Source organism: Acinetobacter wuhouensis, from assembly GCF_001696605.3.
GTDB classification, from domain to species: Bacteria; Pseudomonadota; Gammaproteobacteria; order Pseudomonadales; family Moraxellaceae; genus Acinetobacter; species Acinetobacter wuhouensis.
Map to the genome: position 1 here is coordinate 2,944,058 of NZ_CP031716.1, position 21,233 is coordinate 2,965,290.

Consider the following 21,233-nt stretch of genomic DNA (forward strand, 5'->3'; position numbering starts at 1 on the left):
TTTCCACCAATCCAAATATTACAAATGAATCAGACTAGGATGTAAAAATGGGCATATATGATCGACTGTCAATGAAGTGGCAAAATATCATTTCCATTGCTTTTCTAACCTTACTCAGCACATTGGCAATTATTGGTTGGGCTTACTTTCTACACTTTCCTTGGGCGTGGTTATTTCACATTATTCTGATCATTGAGCTTTTCATGCTTTTTGCCGTCAATTATTCAGAATACCAAGCCAGTTCAGTCAATGGTGCAGGTGGATGGAGTACATTTGGCTATATTTTTTTCCAAGGCGCTTTTGTCATTGCGATTACCGTATTACGTTTCATCATCTGGATTGCTGAACGCTTTGGACTTGTTTAGTTAAAACCATACAGCGTGAAGCATTCCTAACACAAAAACCAATCACTCATCCAATAAATTCCTTGTCTCTACTTTTCAAATTATTGAATTTTCAATTCATCACTCACCTCCTTCTATTCTATTGATTTAGTAATTTTTAATTTTTTGACCAAATTATGTTCAGAATTTTTCTTGCATTTTAATTTTACCCTGATAATATTAGCGCATTATTTAGTTTTACCCTGATAAAACTATTTTATGTGAGAATGAAAAATGAACAGTGAAACACTTTATTCCGCCTTTCATGGCAATACCCGAATCATCACGGACACCTTGTTTAAAGTTGCCTTGACGATAAAAGAAATTGACAATCATCAATCCAACATTTTGATTTTTAACGATCAAACTGGTCAGCAAATTGATCTGGACGTGTCTGGCTCAGAGCAAGATTTAAAGCAACGCTATGCTGAAATTGAAGAAGTTAAAAAGGTAGGACGTCCAAAGTTAGGGGTCATTTCCCGTGAAATTACGTTGCAACAAAAACATTGGAATTGGTTGGATCAACAAAATGCGAGTGCCTCAGCAGTGATTCGTAAATTGATTGATCAAGAGCTGAATAATCCTGCATCTGAAAGCAACATCATGTTGGCGAAACAAGCGGTGGATCGCTTTATGTCTGCGATGATAGGCAATATGCCGAACTATGAAGAAGCCACTCGCGCTCTATATCAAGGCAATAAAACCGCCTTTCTTGAGCTCATTCAAGACTATCCAACCGATTTAAAAGCCTATTTAGAGCAGCAATCAGCTCATGCATTTTAAGCCCCCACAAAACATCCAAATATTTTTGGATGTTTTCCCCTGATTTATAATAATTTTTAATTCAAATACTTATACAAATAAATCTTTTAAAACCATCCATTTCAATTTTAAAGATGAAATAAAATGCTTGCTTTACTCATTAATATTTTTATAATTAGGTAGATCGGTATACCTATTTTCTTGTTATGAAATCACATCAAGCTAAAGATAAAATTTTGGATGCAGCTAAAACTTTATTCTACAAAGATGGCATTCATGCGACAGGTATCAATACCATTACGGATCAAGCTGGCGTTGCCAAAATGTCGCTGTATAACAACTTTCCGTCCAAAGCTGATTTGGTTGAAGCCTATATCGAGTCACGCAATATCGAATGGCAAGCCTTGTATGCAACACGCATGGAAACAGCACATACACCTTTAGACAAAATTTTAGCGGTGTTTGATGCCTATCGTGACCATGCAGAATCGGCTGTGGACAATGGTTTCCGTGGTTGTGGCATGCTCAATGCCGCAGCGGAATTTCCTGCACACAGCCCTGAACGTGATGCAGTGAAATTGCTCAAAGAAGGTATCGAGCAATTATTAATTGAACATTTAAGTGAATTATTTTCAGATTCTGCGCAGATTCAGTACATCGCCACCATGTTGTCTTTTCTGCTTGAGGGTTCAATCGCCCGTGCAGGTTTGGAGTGTTCAAGTGACAAGCTAATTATGGTTCGGAAAATGGCGGAAGATCTGATACAGACTCAACTTCAACTTACAGCGAAATAGCATAAATACAGTCAACCTAAATCACTGTAAAAATGAGAAAAATAAATAGGATATCTCCATGAATGCCAAACAATCAGGTTTAATCAGTATCGGTGCTTTTGTTCTACTGTGGGGAAGCGCTGCCATTTTTACCAAATGGGGACTGCATCATGGGGCTGTCATTCCCTTTCTGTTCTTTCGTTTTCTCATTGCGACTGTATTGATTTCTCTGTTTTGCATCATCAGCAAACAGGCTTTTTTACCGCAGAATACACCTTATAAATATGTGATTTTGACAGGTTGTTTTCTCATTACGGGTTATACCCTGTTTTATTTTCTATCGCTTGAGTTTGGGATTTCACCTGGATTACTTTCGACTATTTTAGCTTTACAGCCGATTTTGACCTTTTTTATTACCGAGAAAAGTTTTTCTAAAGTAAAGTTACTTGGGCTGATTCTGAGTTTTATCGGGATTATCTTTTTAGTTTATAACAATCTGTTTGTAAATAAGTTATCGCTATGGGCAACGGTTTCCTCGATTATTTGTCTGGCATGTATTACTACAGGTGTAATTTTACAACGTAAAATTTCGGAGAAACCGTGGCAGGTTTTACCTCTGCAATATGTAATTTCACTGATTTTCATTGCACTAATTATTCCGTTTCAATCCTTTGACTTTGAAATGAATTTAGACTTCTGGATTCCTGTTTTGTACCAAGGGATTATTATTTCTGTAGTAGCGCAACTGATTTTTTATAAATTGTTGCAGTCAGGCAATCTGGTCAATACCACGAGTCTGTTTTACCTCGTACCACTTGTGACCTTGATTTTAGACTTTATGATTTTTAGAACGCAATTGTCTGCCTTTGACTATGTTGGAATTGTGGCGATTTTGAGTGGGGTTTATTTGGTGTATAAGAAAGCCAATACACAAACGAATTAAATTGAATACTTACTTTTTTAATACTGCATATCCTATTTAATCCATTAATTAGGATATGCTTTTTTAACTTTTCCTTAGTTAAATAATGTTTTTTGCACATCCAAACCAATTTTTGCTTTTGTTATTTTAACCAATTCTGTTTCATCAGTTTCATTCGGGTGAAAATCCATTCGATAATAAGAGAAAAATTGTGGAACCAATTTTTTATATGAATCAAATGCAAAATTTCCGAATTTTCTCCAAGAGCTTATGTTTAATAATTGCTGATCACGTGACATTAATACAAATTGATAGCCGACAGTCATCAATGTAATTAATGCTAAACTAAATGTAAAAAGTGCAACTCGAGGAATATAAGCATCTAAACCTTTACCATAAAGATATTCATACATATCATAAGCTACTGCTTTATGTTCTGTTTCTTCAATACTGTGCCATAGCCAAAGCTTTTGAATGTTTTCATCAGTCATTTTTTCATTCACACTTTGCATCATGTATACAACTAACACCGCTGTATAGTGCTCAAGTCCAACTGTTACCAATAAATTCCATTTCTTTGGAAAGAACTTTTCAATGGCTTTAAGAATAATGCCTGTCGCATTTTCAAGTGATTCTGGATTTAATCCATATTGTTGTGCACTTTCATGAAAAGCATGATGTTCTTTTGAGTGCATCGCTTCTTGCCCAATAAATGCACTAATATCACGATCCAGCTTTTGATTGCCTTTGACTTTATCTCTTAATGCACGTACGGAACGCACAAAATAAGATTCCCCTTCAGGAAAAAGTGTAGATAGCCCTGTGAAATAATGTGTATGTGCTGGATCATTGTCATACCAATATTTTGGCATTTCTTGAAATTGATAGTCCATACGACGAACAGGAAACGATGCTGCAATTCTTTGATTTGATTTTTCTGCCAATGCTTTTGGTTTCATAACTCACTCCAAATTAAAGTTCCAAAAAGGAACTTAACAAAATTAATTATGATGTGAATAACCACTCTTTTCTATGTTTGATCAAGTCAATTTCGATACTATAGACTTCTGAATTGGCACTTTGCAGATATGTTTCAATTCTAAAAATAGTTATATTCATTTTATTTACTTTCTTTATTACTATCGTATTTCAGCCAACATTCCTATAAGAAAGCTGCATGAAATCATAAAAATAAAAAACCCGCTTTCGCGGGTTTATTTCAATCAATCCGATCTCTTAAAGACGAACCAATCCCACAATTTTTTCTGCCAGTTCTTCAACAGTGTCCTGAGCAAAACTCACATCAGCACCTTGCGCAACATCACTGATGATCACAACACCAGTTTGACGAAGCAATGCAACTTGTTCAGCAGATAAACCTGCTTTAGCAATCGCAACAACACCTTGCTGAATCAAAACACTTTCAAGTGATTGAGCATTTTCAAGTGCTTTCGCAGAAACAGCCACTACCGCAGGCTTTTGACCTAAACGTGCAGCACGTGCTTCAGCAGTCACAGGCTCATCATGTGCAGTCCATTCCACCGCAGCTTCAACCATACCTGCACCAACAGTCACATTGCTTAAACGGTCGATGAAGATAAACGAACCTGTATAACGACTGTCCTGATAACGATCAAATACCACTGGCGCATCAAACTCAATCTCAACATCTGCAATTGCATTCAGATCAAGCTGTTCAACCTGGATTTTTTCCAAAGTATTCACGTTGGTACGATAGTTAATTTTCTCAACTTTCGCAGGAATGGTTTGTGTACCAATTTTGACATTGTACAACTTACCGATCACCAGCGGTTGATCCGCCATCCACACCACAGACGCACGAACAGAACGTGACAAAGACGGTTGCTCGCCAGCTTTGACAAGGACATTACCGCGAGAAACGTCGATTTCATCATTCAGTGTCAATGTCACCGCTTGACCTGCAATTGCATGTTCAAGATTGCCATCAAAAGTCACGATTTCTTTCACTGTAGACTTTTTGCCTGATGGTAAAGCGACAAGCTCATCGCCAACTTTTACTTCACCTAAAGCAATCGTGCCACAAAAACCACGGAAGTCGAGGTTTGGACGGTTGACATACTGCACAGGGAAACGGAATTCATGCGCACTGGTATCACGTGTGATTTCAACTGTTTCCAGGGTATTCATCAGGGTTTTACCTGTATACCATGGTGTATTTGGTGATGGATTCACCACGTTATCACCATTCAACGCAGAAATTGGCGTGAAGATGATATTGGCAGGTTTACGATCACCGAGTTGGTTCACGAAAGCATTATATTCTTCTTGAATTTCATTAAACCGTGCTTCTGAAAATTCAACGAGATCCATTTTATTGATCGCAACCACGATATTACGAATACCCAACAGGCTCGCAATAAATGAGTGACGACGGGTCTGGGTTTGTACGCCATATCGCGCATCAATCAGAATAATCGCAAGATCAGCTGTAGATGCGCCTGTTGCCATGTTGCGCGTGTACTGCTCATGCCCTGGAGTATCGGCAATAATGAACTTACGTTTTTCTGTAGAGAAATAACGATACGCCACATCAATGGTGATACCTTGCTCACGTTCCGCTTGCAGACCATCAACAAGTAATGCCAAATCAGGTGCATCACCTGTCGTACCGACTTTTTTTGAGTCACGAGTCACCGCTTGTAATTGATCTTCATAAATCAATTTTGAATCGTAAAGTAAACGACCAATCAAAGTCGATTTACCATCATCCACGTTACCGCAAGTGAGAAAACGCAATAAGTCTTTATTTTCGTGCTGTTTTAAATATGCCAAGATATCTTGGCTAATCAATTCTGATTGATGAGACATTGCTCAAAGCTCCACATATTCTTTAGAAATCGGTTTCTGTTCAATCTTCAATCCCTCTAAATCTCCCTTTGTTAAGGGAGACTTGCTTCTTTCTATGAGAGTCCCCCCTCTTTCACAAAGAGGGGGTTAGGGGGAGATTCATATAGAAATACTTAGAAATAACCTTCCTGCTTTTTCTTTTCCATCGAGCCTGCTTCATCATGGTCAATCATACGACCTTGACGTTCAGAACTCGTCGCCAAAAGCATTTCCTGGATAATTTCAGGCAATGTCGTTGCAGTTGACTCAACCGCACCCGTCAATGGATAACAACCTAAAGTACGGAAACGTACCGATTTCATTTGTGGAACTTCGCCTTCTTTTAAACGCATACGTTCATCATCCACCATGATGAGCGTACCACTGCGTTCAACCACAGGACGTTCCGCAGCTAAGTATAGAGGCACCAAAGGAATACTTTCTTGGTAAATATATTGCCAGATGTCCAACTCAGTCCAGTTCGACAATGGGAATACACGAATACTTTCACCTTTGTTCACTTTACCGTTATAAAGATTCCAAAGTTCAGGGCGCTGGTTTTTAGGGTCCCAACGATGTTTATTGTCACGGAACGAGTAAACACGCTCTTTGGCACGTGATTTTTCTTCATCACGGCGTGCACCACCAAATGCAGCATCAAACTGATATTTATCCAAAGCCTGTTTTAAGCCTTGAGTTTTCATGATATCCGTATATTTAGAGCTACCATAATCAAATGGATTGACGTTGGCATCTTTACCTTCTTTATTTTGATGTACGATCAGGTCGAAACCATGTTCTTTCGCCATGTTGTCACGGAACGTGATCATGTCCTTGAACTTCCAGCCTGTGTCGACATGCAACAGTGGGAAAGGAAGTTTTGCAGGATAGAATGCTTTTAAAGCAAGATGCAGCATGACAGCTGAGTCTTTCCCGATTGAGTAAAGCATCACTGGATTTTCAAATTCAGCAGCAACTTCACGGATAATATGAATACTCTCAGCTTCAAGCTGTTTAAGATGAGTAAGTCTTTCCTCAGATATAGGCATTTTGACAGCACCAGCTCACAAAAAACGTGTACTTATTACACATATTAAAATTTATATTCATTATAGTGATTTACACAGCCACCCTTTTGCTTGTTTTTTTATATTGATATATAAAAAGATCATAAGCAACTCACAGAGCAAACTATGTCCACACAAATTATACCTTTAGATGAGATTCGTTTTGAACAATGGCTTCCACTTTGGCAAGAGTATTTAAACTTTTATAAAACACAATTAAGTAATGAACAAATAAGTTTATCTTGGAAGCGAATCACAAATTCTGAACAAGCAGATATGTTTGGTTTTGCGATTCAAGTGAATAATGAGGTTGTAGGTTTTGTCCATTTAATTTCACACATGAGTATGTGGACAGACAAGCCTTGTTGTTATTTACAAGATTTATATGTGAATGAAACACATCGAAATCAAGGCTTGGCTCGAAAGCTGATAGAGCATAGCTACCAAGTATGCTCTGGAAAATATGACCGTGTCTATTGGTTAACCCATGAAAGTAATCTCACAGCGCAATATCTATATGATCGCATTGCAACAAAAACAGGATTTATTCAATACAAAAAAGTGCTATAGGCTAGGCTGAAGCAGCTTCAAATGATAAGTATAAAAAATTCACACATAAAAAAAGGCTTATCAAATAATGATAAGCCTATAAAACTCTTAAAATATGGGTAAAACAACATCCCCATACTTCGAGGGTAGGAATAACTTCTTTAAATAAGGTCAATTAAAGAAGTCAGTTCATATTAGAATTTTTCAAAAACACTGTATATACCTAGAATTGGGTATATTTTCGCATAATTAGATTGATTAATAACCAAATACAGCTTTATCTAAAGGAATTTCAATTCCAACTGAAGCTCCCGCATCATTTCCATGCACATCCGAGTCACTTACCCAACCATTAATTTTCAATGGAATCGTAGGTTTTATGTAATGTGTCCAAGTCAAATCTAAAGCTTTAATTTTATCATTTTCAGGAAACGCAAAGTTAATTTGTTCTGTTCCAAAATGTGCTGCTGATTGGTTCACTTTAGCATACATCACACGCCCTGATAATCTATTCATTACATCAAATCGAATATCACCACCCACAGAAACCATTTCACCATCGCCTCCCATTGCATGACCGAGTGGGAAACCATGTTGATAATACCCATCTTTATAAATATGGTGATTATATGAAATTCCGCTCACATTGCCATTGGTCGTTGTATCTGCCCATTCAGCATAGAATTGGACTGGCATGTTTTTAAAGCTCGTTGAATAATCAACACCTGCTAAATACATTTTTTTAGCGGGTAGCAATCCTGCTTCGTCTTCACCTACATACTGAGCGTAAAAACTAGCAGGTACATTCAACAAAGATTGTAAATTTAGGCGGGCATCAAAACCAGCAAGCTGATTCGAAGCATTTCCTTCGCCTGTACATGTGATATCTGCGCATTCGTTATCTTTACCCACGAAAGCATTCCAGTAAGCTTTAGCACTGCCAGGTTGTCCTTGACCATCGATTTGGAAAGTACGTGAAGCACCTAACTCCAAATATGGTAGTGGTTGTGCTGTTAAACGTAAACCAATCAGATTGGCATCAGGAACAGCTTTGTAATCATCCAAACGCCCAGCAAAAGCTTGATATTGCCAAGGACCAATCCAAGACAACCATTTAGATTCAAAGGCTTTTTGTTCTGCACGTTGAGCAGTAAAACCATAAACTGGGCGACTAGCATCACCACGAATCAAACTACCATCATGTCCAGGTCCCCAATATGTTGGAATTTGACCTGCGATTACCCATTGATTCCAAAGCTTTCCAGCAATATAGGAGCCTTCAACATTCACATCTTGACCATTGTCAATTTGAGGATCTTTTTCACCATTTACACGTAGTTTCGCATCCCAGTTTGCTCCACCGCCATTCACTTCCAGTGAACCAACATATTGTGCTTTTTGGTTATCACCAAAGGCTTGTGGAATATTTTTAAGATCAGTTTCTGCAAATAAACCTAACTTCGCAGTTTGATTATCTGCTTTAAGTGCATTTTGAATAGAATCGATAACTTTCTGTTGAGTATTGTTTGTAATTTTGGCTTGAGATAAGGCACGTTGAATTTCATCACCACTCATCGGCCAAGTCGATGTACTAATTTGAATCACACCTTGCTGATTTAACCAGTTCAAATCTGTACGAATATCTTCATTGTTTAATACAATACCTTGTGCAAAAACAGGTAATGACATTCCAAATAATACAGCAGCATACAGTGATTTTCTTAAATACATGCTTTTTTTCTCAAGTTCAATTTACTGCCACACCTTAGTTATTTTTAATTTTTTTTTCAATGATAAAATTGTGATGGTTCTATTAAGACAATAAGTAAGCAACAAAAAAAGGATGTATAAAATACATCCTTTTTATCATATAACCATTCAGATCATACAAGATCTTGTTAAAGTTAGAACACTTTCAATAACAACCAGAATAACGCACCAGATAAACAAATCGTCGCAGGTAATGTAAAGATCCAAGCAGAAAGAATTGTTTTCACTGTCGCGAAATTTAGACCTGTTTTATTGGCAACCATGGTACCTGCAACCGCAGAGTTTAAAACATGCGTTGTTGATACAGGCAAACCAAAACCATCCGCTGCTGCAATTGTCGTCATTGCAACCAACTCAGCAGACATCCCTTGACCATAAGTCATGTGATGCTTACCAATACGCTCACCCACTGTCACAACAATACGCTTCCAACCCACCATTGTTCCTAAACCGAGTGCCAATGCAACTGCAACTTTCACCCAGTTTGGAATATATTGTAGGAACGAATCTAAGTTGCTGCGGTACTCTTTTACCACTTTCTTTTGTTCTGTAGACATGGCAGGAAGTTGTTCCGCTTTATCTAAACGTTTAAAAGCAGTCGTACTCAAGTACATATCATTACGTAATGACGATACTTCAGCTTCTGGAATATCTTTTAAATCACCATACTTGGCAACACGTTCACCTAAATGATCCGTCAAACTTGCCAAAGCAGGAACAACTTCTGGGTTGATCTCTTTGGTTTGAATAAATTTGGTAATCGTCACACGTGCTTTTTCATCTGGAATATCTGCGTGTTGCGCATAAATCGCTGTCGCAGTTTGTGTAGACAATTGTGAGAAAGACTGTAAATGTTGTTGATCTAAGTTTTTATTCAAAGAATAAGCCAATGGCACTAAACCGATCAAAATCAACATGATCAAGCCCATACCCTTTTGCCCATCATTTGAACCATGCGCAAAACTCACACCTGTACAGGTGAAAATCAAAATGGCACGAATCAAAGGTGGAGGGGGCTTATTCCCTTCTGGTGGTTGGAATAATTCAACTTGTTTCTTAAAGATTTTTTTAACCAATAAGAATACAACTGCAGCAAAAGCAAAACCAATCAAAGGTGAGAATAACAAAGCCTTACCGACTTTGAGAACTTGATCCATGTCTACACCACTTGCACCACTAGATGAATGCAAAATGTAGTTCATGATCCCCACACCCAGAATCGAACCAATCAAGGTATGTGAACTCGATGCTGGAATACCAAGGAACCATGTACCTAAGTTCCAAAGAATGGCAGCGATTAACATCGCAAAAACCATTGCGAATCCTGCACCTGAACCAACATTCATAATCAGTTCAACCGGAAGTAACGCGATGATGCCATAAGCCACTGCACCACTTGCAACCATTACCCCTAAAAAATTACAAAAACCAGCCCACATCACTGCAACAGGTGCAGGTAGCGCATTGGTATAAATTACGGTTGCTACAGCATTGGCTGTGTCATGGAAACCATTGACAAACTCAAAGCCCAAAGCAATGAATAAAGCTGTCGCTAAAAGAATGACAGAATATAAACTTAAAGCAGGAACATGTGCTAAATCTGCACTAAGTTGCACACCAATATAAATCAGGGTAGCAATAATGATCGTCAAAAACACCGGCATAAAAAATTTCGGTGTAGGAACATGCACATTCGTCGATTTGACAGCCTTTTGAGCTTGTGCAGAATCTGAGACGGGAGGTAAATTCGAATTCATGCAGAAATATAGCGAATATTAGAATGCGCTTATTGTTCAATTAAATTGTGACAATTATATGACAAACGACTGCCATATAAAGTGAATTTTTAAATTATTTCACTTCATTACTTCGCAACAGTTGCGATAAGGTCAATATTTTTATTTATATTAATCATATATTTATCAAAATAATAAGTTTGCAAATCATTACAATTCTAACTGAAATATTATTTGTAATATTTCTATCAAATATGACTACTGTAAAAATTAATCTTCAAATTTTGCATGATGTATATGACAATATGATGAAAAAATAAACATTGCATGATCACCTACTGTGATTGTTTTATTTACCTATTCGACTATTTTTTGATGCAAATTTCACAATAACGATATGCGCTATCGATATAGCGAAGTAAAATACCAGAATTGATTTTAAGAACATATCAAAATAACCAATTTCTAAAATGAATCATTCTCATGTAAGAAAATGCGCTTGAAATCAGCTTTTGCAGTAATCGCATACAGTATCTGTTAATATATTGCACGTTTAAAAAAGCCAGCTGAGAGTTTTGAATGTCGACACTTGCCACCTTAAAAGCGCTTCTCGCCCAACGCATCCTGATCATTGACGGTGCGATGGGTACCATGATCCAACGCCATAAATTAGAAGAAGCCGACTATCGTGGTGAACGTTTTGCCGACTGGGCATCGGATCTTAAAGGCAATAATGACCTTTTGGTTCTGACTCAACCGCAAATCATTCAGGGCATTCATGAAGCGTACCTGGATGCAGGTGCAGACATCATTGAAACTAACTCGTTCAATGGCACAAAAGTTTCAATGTCGGACTATCACATGGAAGAATATGTCCATGAGATCAACTTTGAAGCAGCACGCATTGCCAAAGCGGCGTGTGAAAAATATTCAACGCCTGAAAAACCACGTTTTGTGGCGGGTGTGCTTGGTCCTACATCACGTACCTGTTCGATTTCTCCAAATGTAAATGACCCTGCGTTCCGTAACATTACTTTTGATGAGTTAAAAGAAAATTATATTGAAGCTGCACATGCCTTGATCGAAGGTGGTGCGGACATTCTCTTGATCGAAACTGTATTCGATACCCTGAACTGTAAAGCAGCAATTTTTGCGGTTAAAGAGGTGTTTAATCAGCTTGGTTATGAATTGCCATTGATGATTTCAGGAACGATTACCGATGCATCGGGTCGTACCCTCACAGGTCAAACTGCGGAAGCATTCTGGAACTCAGTCCGTCATGGTGATTTATTGTCGATTGGTTTTAACTGTGCGCTCGGTGCAGATGCCATGCGTCCACACGTAAAAACCATTTCCGATGTTGCCGATACATTTGTTTCAGCGCATCCAAACGCTGGCTTACCCAATGCCTTCGGTGGTTATGATGAAACCCCTGAAGAAACAGCTGCATTCTTAAAAGAATTTGCCGAAAGCGGTTTGATCAATATTACGGGTGGTTGTTGTGGTACCACACCTGATCATATTCGTGCTATTTACAATGCAGTCAAAGACATCAAACCTCGCCAAGTGCCTGAAACCAAACCTGCATGCCGTTTAAGTGGTTTAGAGCCGTTTAACATTTATGATGATTCTTTGTTTGTAAATGTCGGTGAACGTACCAACGTCACAGGTTCTAAAAAATTCTTGCGTTTAATCCGTGAAGAAAACTTTGCTGAAGCGTTGGATGTGGCATTGCAACAAGTGGTTGCAGGCGCACAGGTGATCGACATTAACATGGATGAAGGGATGCTTGATTCGCAAGGTGCGATGGTGCATTTCCTCAATCTGGTTGCATCTGAACCTGAAATTTCTAAAGTGCCGATCATGATTGACTCATCAAAATGGGAAATCATTGAAGCAGGCTTGAAATGCGTTCAGGGTAAACCTGTAGTGAACTCAATTTCCCTCAAAGAAGGTTATGACGAGTTTGTACAAAAAGCACGTTTATGCCGTCAGTACGGTGCAGCGATCATCGTCATGGCATTTGATGAAACAGGTCAGGCAGATACAGCAGCACGTAAGCGTGAAATCTGTAAGCGTTCTTATGATGTATTGGTCAATGATGTTGGCTTCCCTGCTGAAGATATTATTTTCGATCCAAACGTGTTTGCTGTGGCAACAGGGATTGAAGAACATAACAACTATGCAGTTGATTTTATTGAAGCGACAGGTTGGATTAAACAAAATCTGCCACATGCAATGATTTCAGGCGGTGTATCTAACGTATCGTTCTCATTCCGTGGTAATGAGCCTGTACGTGAAGCGATTCATTCTGTGTTCCTTTATCATGCCATCAAACAAGGCATGACCATGGGTATTGTAAATGCCGGTCAAATGGCGATTTACGATGACATTGATGCTGAATTAAAAGCTGCGGTTGAAGATGTGATTCTGAATCAGAATCAGGGCGAAAGTCATCAAGAAGCGACTGAAAAATTGCTTGAAGTGGCTGAAAAATACCGTGGTCAGGGTGCAGCACAAAAACAGGTCGAAAATCTGGAATGGCGTGAACTTCCTGTCGAAAAACGTCTTGAACATGCTTTGGTTAAAGGCATCACCACTTTTATTGATGAAGATACCGAAGAAGCACGTTTAAAATCAGCACGTCCGCTTGATGTGATCGAAGGTCCATTGATGGATGGTATGAATGTGGTCGGTGACCTGTTCGGTTCAGGTAAAATGTTCCTCCCACAAGTGGTGAAATCTGCCCGTGTAATGAAACAAGCTGTAGCTTGGCTGAATCCATTCATTGAAGCTGAAAAGTCTGGCGGTCAGTCTAAAGGTAAAGTCCTGATGGCAACCGTAAAAGGCGACGTACATGACATTGGTAAAAATATCGTGGGCGTGGTTTTAGGCTGTAATGGTTATGACATCATTGACCTTGGCGTGATGGTACCTGCTGAGAAAATTTTACAGACTGCGATTGATGAAAATGTCGATATTATCGGTTTGTCAGGTTTAATTACGCCATCTTTGGATGAAATGGTTTTTGTTGCCAAAGAAATGCAACGTAAAGGTTTCCATGTGCCATTGTTGATTGGTGGTGCAACAACCTCTAAAGCACATACAGCAGTAAAAATTGACCCACAATATTCAAATGATGCGGTGATTTATGTTGCCGATGCATCACGTGCTGTGGGTGTGGCAACGACTTTACTTTCTAAAGAAATGAAGCCGAAATTTGTTGAAGAAACCCGTGCGGAATATGAAAAAGTCCGTGAACGTATTGCCAACAAACAGCCAAAAGCTGCCAAACTGTCTTATGCAGAATCCATTGAAAATGGTTTGAAAATTGACTTCGCAGCGAATAAGCCTGCGAAGCCAAACTTCATTGGTATGCAAACACTCACCAATTATCCGCTTGAAACATTGGTGGAATATTTTGACTGGACACCATTCTTTATTTCATGGAGTCTGGCAGGTAAATTCCCGAAAATTCTGACAGATGAAGTAGTGGGTGAAGCTGCGACTGATTTATACAATCAAGCGCAGGAAATGTTGAAAGACATTATTGAAAATAAACGTTTTGATGCACGTGCTGTGTTTGGCATCTACCCTGCGAACCGTTCTGCGGCTGATTCTGTTGAAGTTTATACGGAAGATGGTCAATCGGTGACACATACATTCCATCATATCCGTCAGCAGTCTGACAAAGTCACAGGCAAACCAAACTTGTCATTGGCTGACTTTGTGGCAACGAAAGATCAAGCGGAAGACTGGTTAGGTGGTTTCACCGTATCGATCTTTGGTGCGGAAGAAATGGCGCATGAATATAAAGCCAAAGGTGATGATTATTCTGCGATTCTTGCGCAATCTTTAGGTGACCGTTTTGCTGAAGCGTTTGCGGAGCATTTGCATGAGCGTATCCGTAAAGAGTTCTGGGGCAATCAAGCGTCTGAAAGTTTAAGCAATGAAGAGTTGATTAAAGAGAAGTATGTCGGTATTCGTCCTGCACCAGGCTACCCTGCTTGTCCTGAGCATTCTGAAAAAGCATCTTTGTTTGACTGGTTAGGTTCTACCGATAAGATTGGTACGCAACTGACTACTAGTTTTGCGATGTGGCCACCGTCATCTGTCAGCGGTTTCTATTATGCAAACCCGCAGTCTGAATACTTTAACGTGGGTAAAATTGCTCAGGATCAGCTTGAGGATTATGCGAAGCGTAAGGGTTGGACAATGGATGAGGCGAAGCGTTGGTTAGCGCCTAATTTGGATGATTCGGTTCAGTAACTTTCCATTAGAATAAAAAATCCCCTCGAGTGAGGGGATTTTTTTTACTTAGGAAACAGTATATAATCTTAATAATAATTAATTACTTGTCACAATATTCATGAAGCGTAATTGGTCAGACTTAATCTCTATTTATGGAAATATTCAGGGTGCTAGAGAAGGGTTCGAAGAAGTTTGCCGAAGAATAATTAAAGAACTATATCCTAATGAAAACGTAAAACGTGTTGAACTAAATCAAGGTGATGCAGGTATTGATATATTTGTAGGGAATATTCTTAGTGAAATCATAATCTTTCAATGCAAATTTCATTTAAATCAATTAGGAGACTCCCAAAAGAGTCAAATACGTGAGTCCTTCAAAAGAATTATTGAAAATAAGGATATCAATTGTGGAGAATGGGTTCTCTGCCTCCCTAAAAATTTGACACTTGAAGAACATTTCTGGTGGCAAAAATGGACTGAAACTCAAATTATTAAGTTTAATTTAAAAAAAGATTTTTTTAAGCTTTTAGATGGAGAGGACTTAATCAATTATCTTAAAAAATTTGATTTATATGATGATATATTTCAAATTAAAGAACTTCTAATAGCTAAAGAAACAAATAATATAGTTAAAGAAACTAATAATTTAATTTCGCAAAAGGTGGCTTTCTTCGATCCTTATCACTCAAGATTACCTAAAGTCATATGGTCAAGGTATATTGGTATTCAAACACGTAAAAATACACCTTTAATAAATGGTCATAAAATCTATATAGGATCCGCTGGATCTGAATGGAATAAAGCTGATAAATATGATGGGGCATATTGTTTAGATATTGATACTGGACAAATCATTTGGTTTTTTGCAACAAATTCAGATGTTAATGAAATTGCTTTACTTGATGGTTTTATATATTTCGGTTGTGATAATGGTTATTTATATTGCCTTTCAAGTTTAGAAGGGAAATTGATTTGGAAATTAAAACTAGATTCTGGAGTCATAACTACAATTATTAAACATATGAGATCCCATGATTATTATTTATTAGTAATAACTTATCAAGGCAACATGTATTGGTTAGATCCAATAAATGGAGACGTTTTTGATAAAGTTCAGACTAAAGAAACGATTATGGGTGATATAAAAACTTTTGGACTAACTCATGATCAAAATATCATCATACCGACTACATCTGGTCAATTATTAATTTATGGTGAAAATAATTTTCAATTCCAATTATTAAAAAGAATACAACTTAAATACCCAGATGAATATTCAAAAACTGGTTATTCAATTCCAGAAATATACAGCAAACCATTGCTACATGAAAATTTTTTATACATTTCTTATTCTCGTGAGACATACTATTCCTATCCTCCTATTTGCAAAGTCAATTTAGATACAGGAAATATTATTTGGCACTCAAGTCCCATAGATAATTCTCATCATTATGGAAATATACGCACAAATTTATTGTTATATAAAAATGAAGTAATTTTTACTCACCCATACTCTAATGAACTAGGTGGTGTTGATAGTTCATCAGGAAAAAACACATGGATACTACCCATTGGTAAATCAATGTTTCAACAATGGTCTTCTCCAATAATTCATCAAAGCTTTTGTTATTTAGCCAGACATGATGGATATTTATATAAAATCAATCTTGAAAATCACACAAAAGAATGGGGACTATTTCTTGGTTCTCATCAATGTCATGGGGTTGTTTATGACAAGTTTCAGGAACAAACAAATGAATTCGAAGCTACTGAATGGGAAAATAGAGTTGGTTTTTCTATCTACTCAACTCCTAAACTAGTTAATAATAAGATAATTATTGGTACAGGCGAAGGTTACTTATATTGCATCGAGAATATTTAATAGAATATTAAATAAATTTCACCAAAGATACTAACTACCATCTCACTCAATGACTAAATTTGCTGATGGACAGTAAAAATCTACGATGTAATTTAAAAGCGGTTTCTGTCGATAAAACTGCAAACCTAAAATTTGCTTATTCCGAAGTTTTGACCACAATAACTTTTCTGCGTCGGTCATATTGCTACGTAAGTTACGCGAAACTTGTTTCAAGTTTTTATTGTAAGGTTTCTATTATTCTCAATTATTCTAATTTCTCCCTAACCCCCTCTTTAATTTTAATAAAGAGGGGTCTTAAAGGAGTTCGGATTTCAAATAAGTGTACCTAAAACAAGAAAAACAATCATCCTTTGATCAGAAAAGCCACTTTTCAATCAAACTTCGCTCTGATTTCTTTTAAATTGGAATGTCAGTAAAAACTAATCCACCAACCGTAATTTCTTTAACCTCGCCCGAATCCCACCCTCTTTACGATTATGCCGTTTCGCAATTTCCTTAATCGACAACTTTTCATCCATAAAAGCATCAATCAAACGGACTTCTTCATCCTCAGTCCATTTCTGCCCAATCATCGAATTATCTGCTGCTTCAGTATTTGATGCTGGAACCTGTTCTTCAGCTTTTTCAATACTCACCTCAACCGAGCTTTCTATAACCTCGACCTGAGCAGCCGTTTGTTCATATATCTCTTTAATATCGGCAAGAAAGCCTTTATTTTCACACCCTAAAATAAACAGTTTATTCTGAGCACGGGTCATACCCACATAAGCCAATTTCCGCTCAGAATCCATGTCACGGTTTTCACCAATACGTGGCATATAATCCAGTCCCACAAAAAATACATGTGGGAACTCCAGACCTTTAGAAGATTCAACATTCATAATCTTGATTGAGTTTTTATTCAAATCCAGCGCTTTCTTTTCAGCACTGCTGAAAACCAATTCAACCTCAGTATCAGGCATATAAGTACTGAGTCTAGACTTCAGTTCCGTCACAAAAATTTCGTATTCAGCAGACTTTGCCTGTAACACTGCAATATCTTTCGGTGCTGTATCGGATTTAAGTAACTGACGAATTTTGCGGGCAATCAGATCTGCCAAATGACGTACATCATTTTCATGATAAATACTCGGATATTCCCCTGTTTTACACTCACCTGTATCGGGGTCTAAAACACGGTCATATTCATCATTATTTTCTAGACTATCCAATGCTTTAGGATTTAAAAATGCTTTTGCTATATCCAAAATTTCTTTGGTATTACGATAGCATTTATACAGTTCAATGGGCTTTTTCCCCTGCACCTGTAAACCAACAGAACGCCAGCTCGGTTTTTTTCGGTTAAAAATATTCTGTGCAGGATCGTAGCAGAACAGAATATTGTTGGTTTCAGCCTTCACCAGCTGAGATAAACCAATAATCCATTCCTGAGCAAAATCCTGCCCTTCATCAATCAGAATGGCATCGTACTTTTCGGTTTCAGCCAGACCGCTCTGTTCCAGATGATCCAGCAATATCTGCCCGACACGGCTGTTATAGTCCGTCTGCTTTTCATTTTTAAGCATGGACAGGTTTGCAGATGTGATCTGCTTAACCAGACTATGGAAGTTTCTGACTTCAAGTTTTTCATTAAAGTCATCGCCAAACATATGCCGTAAATGGTTACACAGTGAATTGTTATAACAGACCACTAAAATTTTATATTCGGGATAAATCGTTTTTAAATATTTAGCGCGACAAGCCAGCACCAGCGTTTTGCCACTACCTGCCACACCTTTTAAAATACGGTGTCCATCACCAATATTTTTCGCAATCGACTCCTGAGATAAATCAAGCGCTTTGACCTCCTGTGGCTCAACTGCAAACAGTTCATCCTGCTTAAATTCATTGACCCGAATTTCAGGAAAAATCATATAACGTAGAAATTTTTCTTCTGCGTAGCTCAGTGCTTCAAAAGGAAATGCGACGTCTTTAAATGCTGCGATCAGTTTATTTTTAAATGTTTTATTTTCAGCAACTAGGCGTAAGTCATCTTTATAAATGGTTTTATGTGCTGTTGTGATTGAAGGCAGGCTTAAGCCTATTTCATGGGCATCCTGTTCTTTCAGTTCGGTATAAATGACACAACTGCTGATCGGAAATTTGACATTGCCCTGATAAGGTCCATTCTGCTGTAAAAATACCGCGGTCTTTTTAAATTGATTCAGAATATTCAGCATGCACTTACGCACCTGCTGTTCGGGGTTTTGTACAGGAACTGCCTTTGCATTATTTTTATTATAAAAACGCCCTGTAAACATTTCGGGATTTAAGGTTTCAAAGCGTTCTTTTGACCAGTCTTTGACTTCGATCACCAGCAAACCATGCTCAGGCAACCATACAATAAAATCGGTATAGCGGTTTAAAGCTTTAGGCTCATGCCAAATGATAGCATTATCATGCTGAAAAATAGTTTCAAGCAATTGATAAACCTTACGTTCCCCACTCGATGCAGACTTTAGTTGTTGTATACTGGGAGGAATCAGTTCAGCCACGAGGTTATTTACTCTTGATAGAATATTAATTTATAAATTATATTCATTTATACGAGATATATCAAAATTTAAGAATAAAAATCAATTATTTAATTATTCTTAATAACAATTTTAACCATCAAAATAGATCATAAAACATACTCAACAAAAGAAGTACTCCAAACAAAAAGCCCACTTTTCAGCAGGCTTTCAATAAAACCTTCAACTTAATGCGCAGCACCTGGCCCCACACTATTGGTTGGCTTAGGACACAACCAAATAATCAAACCAGCAAAGATAAAAACCATCGCAAAAATCAAAAACACATGATTGACTGAAAGCGTTAAAGCCTCTTTATCGACCAAATTGGAAATCACCCCCAATGCAGTATCGGAGCTAAAACCATTACTCATTAACTTATTCTGAGTATCTTCAATATGCATGGTCGAAACGATTTCACTTCGAGAGAGCTTGGTATGGTCATCCCAGATTGTGACTGCAATCGAAGCACCAATCGCCCCTGCCATGGTTCGCATAAAGTTCATCAAACCTGCTGCCGAAGCCACTTCATCAGGGCGAACCACACCCAATGCAATATTGGATAATGGAATAAAGAAGAACGGTACAGCAAAACCTTGAATAATCTGTGGTAAAGCCAATGCCATAAAATCTGCATCACTGGTCCAGAATGAACGCATCAAGGTCACACCGCCCAAGATCATCAGACCAAAACTGGACAATGCCCTCGGATCATATTTGGTTGCGAGTTTTGCCACAATTGGCGACATCATCAAACTACCAAAACCCATCGTCGCCGTCAGATAACCTGCCCAAGATGCGGTATAACCTAAATTAATCTGCAACCATTGCGGAATCAGCACGATACTGCCAAAGAATGCTGCAAAGGCAAACGCCAGAGAAATCGTCGCAATAGTAAAGCCACGGTATCGGAAAATCTGGATATTCACGATTGGATGCTTTTCATAATATTCCCAAATGAAGAAAGCAATAAATCCAACCACCAAAATCACGGCGAGAATACAAATAAACGTACTACTAAACCAATCACGCTCATGCCCCAAATCGAGCATTAACTGAAGTGCACCAATCCATACGATCAGCAAAGTTAAACCAATCGTATCAATTGGAAGTTTAGCAATCGGTGTTTCAGCAGTTTTCATCAAACGCATCACACCCACAGCACACAACACACCTACAGGTATGTTAATGAAGAAAATCCAATGCCATGAGAAATTATCACTGATTGTCCCCCCAAGAATTGGTCCTAAAATTGGACCAACCACGGTGGTCATCGCCCACATGCCCATCGCTTGCGAATGCTTTTCAGGAGGGAAAATACGCATCAACAAAGTTTGACTGAGTGGCATGATTGGACCACCAAATAGCCCCTGCCCAATACGACAAATTACCAACATGGCGAGGCTATTGGATAAACCACAAAGAATGGAAAATGTCGTAAAGCCAATCAAACTAATGGTAAAGACTCGAACTGCACCAAAACGCCCTGCTAACCATCCTGTCAGAGGTACACAGATTGCTTCTGCTACTGCATAGGAGGTAATGACCCAAGTCCCTTGAGAACTTGAAACCGCCAAACTCCCTGTAATATGTGGTACAGAGACATTGGCAATGGTCATATCGAGTACGACCATAAAATTGGCGAGCGCTAAAAAAAATGCTGCTAAAAGTAAACGCCCGCCTTTAAGCTCACCTGAAAAAGTTGCTGTATTCATAAG

Annotated in this window: 14 protein-coding genes and 1 pseudogene; 7 read left to right on the forward strand and 8 right to left on the reverse strand. The window is 38.1% G+C overall.

Annotation, left to right across the window (positions count from 1 at the left end; genetic code table 11):
* Positions 1 to 47: 47 nt before the first annotated feature.
* The 4 genes from BEN71_RS14665 to BEN71_RS14680 all read left to right on the forward strand — a co-directional run bounded on the left by BEN71_RS14665 (position 48) and on the right by BEN71_RS14680 (position 2,861).
* Positions 48 to 365, forward strand: a complete 318-nt coding sequence (locus tag BEN71_RS14665) for a hypothetical protein (protein ID WP_068975827.1) — start codon at positions 48 to 50, stop codon at positions 363 to 365.
* Between the two features lie 252 nt (positions 366 to 617).
* Complete coding sequence (locus BEN71_RS14670; RefSeq protein WP_068975828.1) at positions 618 to 1,166, forward strand: DUF2239 family protein; 549 nt, start codon at positions 618 to 620, stop codon at positions 1,164 to 1,166.
* Between the two features lie 185 nt (positions 1,167 to 1,351).
* Positions 1,352 to 1,939, forward strand: a complete 588-nt coding sequence (locus BEN71_RS14675) for a TetR/AcrR family transcriptional regulator (protein ID WP_068975829.1) — start codon at positions 1,352 to 1,354, stop codon at positions 1,937 to 1,939.
* 58 nt (positions 1,940 to 1,997) lie between these two features.
* Entirely contained in the window at positions 1,998 to 2,861 is an 864-nt protein-coding gene (locus tag BEN71_RS14680; protein WP_068975830.1) for a DMT family transporter, read from the forward strand.
* A gap of 74 nt (positions 2,862 to 2,935) precedes the next feature.
* On the opposite strand, the gene BEN71_RS14685 is transcribed toward BEN71_RS14680, so the two are convergent.
* The 3 genes from BEN71_RS14685 to cysD all read right to left on the reverse strand — a co-directional run bounded on the left by BEN71_RS14685 (position 2,936) and on the right by cysD (position 6,751).
* A complete protein-coding gene (locus tag BEN71_RS14685; RefSeq protein ID WP_068975831.1) occupies positions 2,936 to 3,799 on the reverse strand; it encodes a metal-dependent hydrolase in 864 nt (287 codons plus the stop codon).
* Between the two features lie 277 nt (positions 3,800 to 4,076).
* Positions 4,077 to 5,690 carry a sulfate adenylyltransferase subunit CysN gene (cysN, locus tag BEN71_RS14690; protein WP_068975832.1) on the reverse strand — a complete coding sequence of 538 codons (1,614 nt, stop codon included), beginning with the start codon at positions 5,688 to 5,690 and terminating at the stop codon, positions 4,077 to 4,079.
* 152 nt (positions 5,691 to 5,842) lie between these two features.
* Complete coding sequence (gene cysD, locus BEN71_RS14695; protein ID WP_171405033.1) at positions 5,843 to 6,751, reverse strand: sulfate adenylyltransferase subunit CysD; 909 nt, start codon at positions 6,749 to 6,751, stop codon at positions 5,843 to 5,845.
* Positions 6,752 to 6,901: 150 nt separating this feature from the next.
* On the opposite strand from cysD, the gene BEN71_RS14700 reads away from it, so the two are divergent.
* Positions 6,902 to 7,345, forward strand: a complete 444-nt coding sequence (locus BEN71_RS14700; protein ID WP_068975834.1) for a GNAT family N-acetyltransferase — start codon at positions 6,902 to 6,904, stop codon at positions 7,343 to 7,345.
* 237 nt (positions 7,346 to 7,582) lie between these two features.
* On the opposite strand, the gene BEN71_RS14705 is transcribed toward BEN71_RS14700, so the two are convergent.
* Positions 7,583 to 9,055, reverse strand: coding sequence for a capsule assembly Wzi family protein (locus tag BEN71_RS14705; protein WP_068975835.1), 1,473 nt, complete (start codon positions 9,053 to 9,055; stop codon positions 7,583 to 7,585).
* A gap of 173 nt (positions 9,056 to 9,228) precedes the next feature.
* Positions 9,229 to 10,851: an inorganic phosphate transporter gene (locus BEN71_RS14710; protein WP_068975836.1), complete on the reverse strand. Its 1,623-nt coding sequence runs from the start codon at positions 10,849 to 10,851 to the stop codon at positions 9,229 to 9,231.
* 558 nt (positions 10,852 to 11,409) lie between these two features.
* Between BEN71_RS14710 and metH the strand changes: the two genes are divergently transcribed.
* Entirely contained in the window at positions 11,410 to 15,099 is a 3,690-nt protein-coding gene (gene metH / locus BEN71_RS14715; RefSeq protein ID WP_068975837.1) for a methionine synthase, read from the forward strand.
* A 100-nt stretch (positions 15,100 to 15,199) separates the two neighbouring features.
* Complete coding sequence (locus BEN71_RS14720) at positions 15,200 to 16,963, forward strand: outer membrane protein assembly factor BamB family protein (protein ID WP_068975838.1); 1,764 nt, start codon at positions 15,200 to 15,202, stop codon at positions 16,961 to 16,963.
* Between the two features lie 45 nt (positions 16,964 to 17,008).
* Here the strand turns inward: BEN71_RS14720 and BEN71_RS14725 are convergent.
* From BEN71_RS14725 to BEN71_RS14735, 3 genes and pseudogenes are all read right to left on the reverse strand, one after another.
* Positions 17,009 to 17,143 (reverse strand): annotated as a pseudogene (locus BEN71_RS14725) (endonuclease domain-containing protein); the annotation flags it as partial.
* A 239-nt stretch (positions 17,144 to 17,382) separates the two neighbouring features.
* A complete protein-coding gene (locus tag BEN71_RS14730; RefSeq protein WP_068975839.1) occupies positions 17,383 to 19,497 on the reverse strand; it encodes a 3'-5' exonuclease in 2,115 nt (704 codons plus the stop codon).
* A 206-nt stretch (positions 19,498 to 19,703) separates the two neighbouring features.
* Positions 19,704 to 21,230 (reverse strand): DHA2 family efflux MFS transporter permease subunit, encoded by a 1,527-nt coding sequence (locus BEN71_RS14735; RefSeq protein WP_068975840.1) that lies wholly within the window; start codon positions 21,228 to 21,230, stop codon positions 19,704 to 19,706.
* Positions 21,231 to 21,233: the final 3 nt, after the last annotated feature.

Coding starts and splice junctions, on each gene's coding strand:
- BEN71_RS14710 (WP_068975836.1), bottom strand. CDS start 10,851: ATGAATTCGAATTTACCTCCCGTCTCAGATTCTGCACAAGCTCAAAAG.
- BEN71_RS14705 (WP_068975835.1), bottom strand. CDS start 9,055: ATGTATTTAAGAAAATCACTGTATGCTGCTGTATTATTTGGAATGTCA.
- cysN (WP_068975832.1), bottom strand. CDS start 5,690: ATGTCTCATCAATCAGAATTGATTAGCCAAGATATCTTGGCATATTTA.
- metH (WP_068975837.1), top strand. CDS start 11,410: ATGTCGACACTTGCCACCTTAAAAGCGCTTCTCGCCCAACGCATCCTG.
- BEN71_RS14720 (WP_068975838.1), top strand. CDS start 15,200: ATGAAGCGTAATTGGTCAGACTTAATCTCTATTTATGGAAATATTCAG.
- BEN71_RS14675 (WP_068975829.1), top strand. CDS start 1,352: ATGAAATCACATCAAGCTAAAGATAAAATTTTGGATGCAGCTAAAACT.
- BEN71_RS14670 (WP_068975828.1), top strand. CDS start 618: ATGAACAGTGAAACACTTTATTCCGCCTTTCATGGCAATACCCGAATC.
- BEN71_RS14700 (WP_068975834.1), top strand. CDS start 6,902: ATGTCCACACAAATTATACCTTTAGATGAGATTCGTTTTGAACAATGG.
- BEN71_RS14680 (WP_068975830.1), top strand. CDS start 1,998: ATGAATGCCAAACAATCAGGTTTAATCAGTATCGGTGCTTTTGTTCTA.
- BEN71_RS14735 (WP_068975840.1), bottom strand. CDS start 21,230: ATGAATACAGCAACTTTTTCAGGTGAGCTTAAAGGCGGGCGTTTACTT.
- BEN71_RS14665 (WP_068975827.1), top strand. CDS start 48: ATGGGCATATATGATCGACTGTCAATGAAGTGGCAAAATATCATTTCC.
- BEN71_RS14685 (WP_068975831.1), bottom strand. CDS start 3,799: ATGAAACCAAAAGCATTGGCAGAAAAATCAAATCAAAGAATTGCAGCA.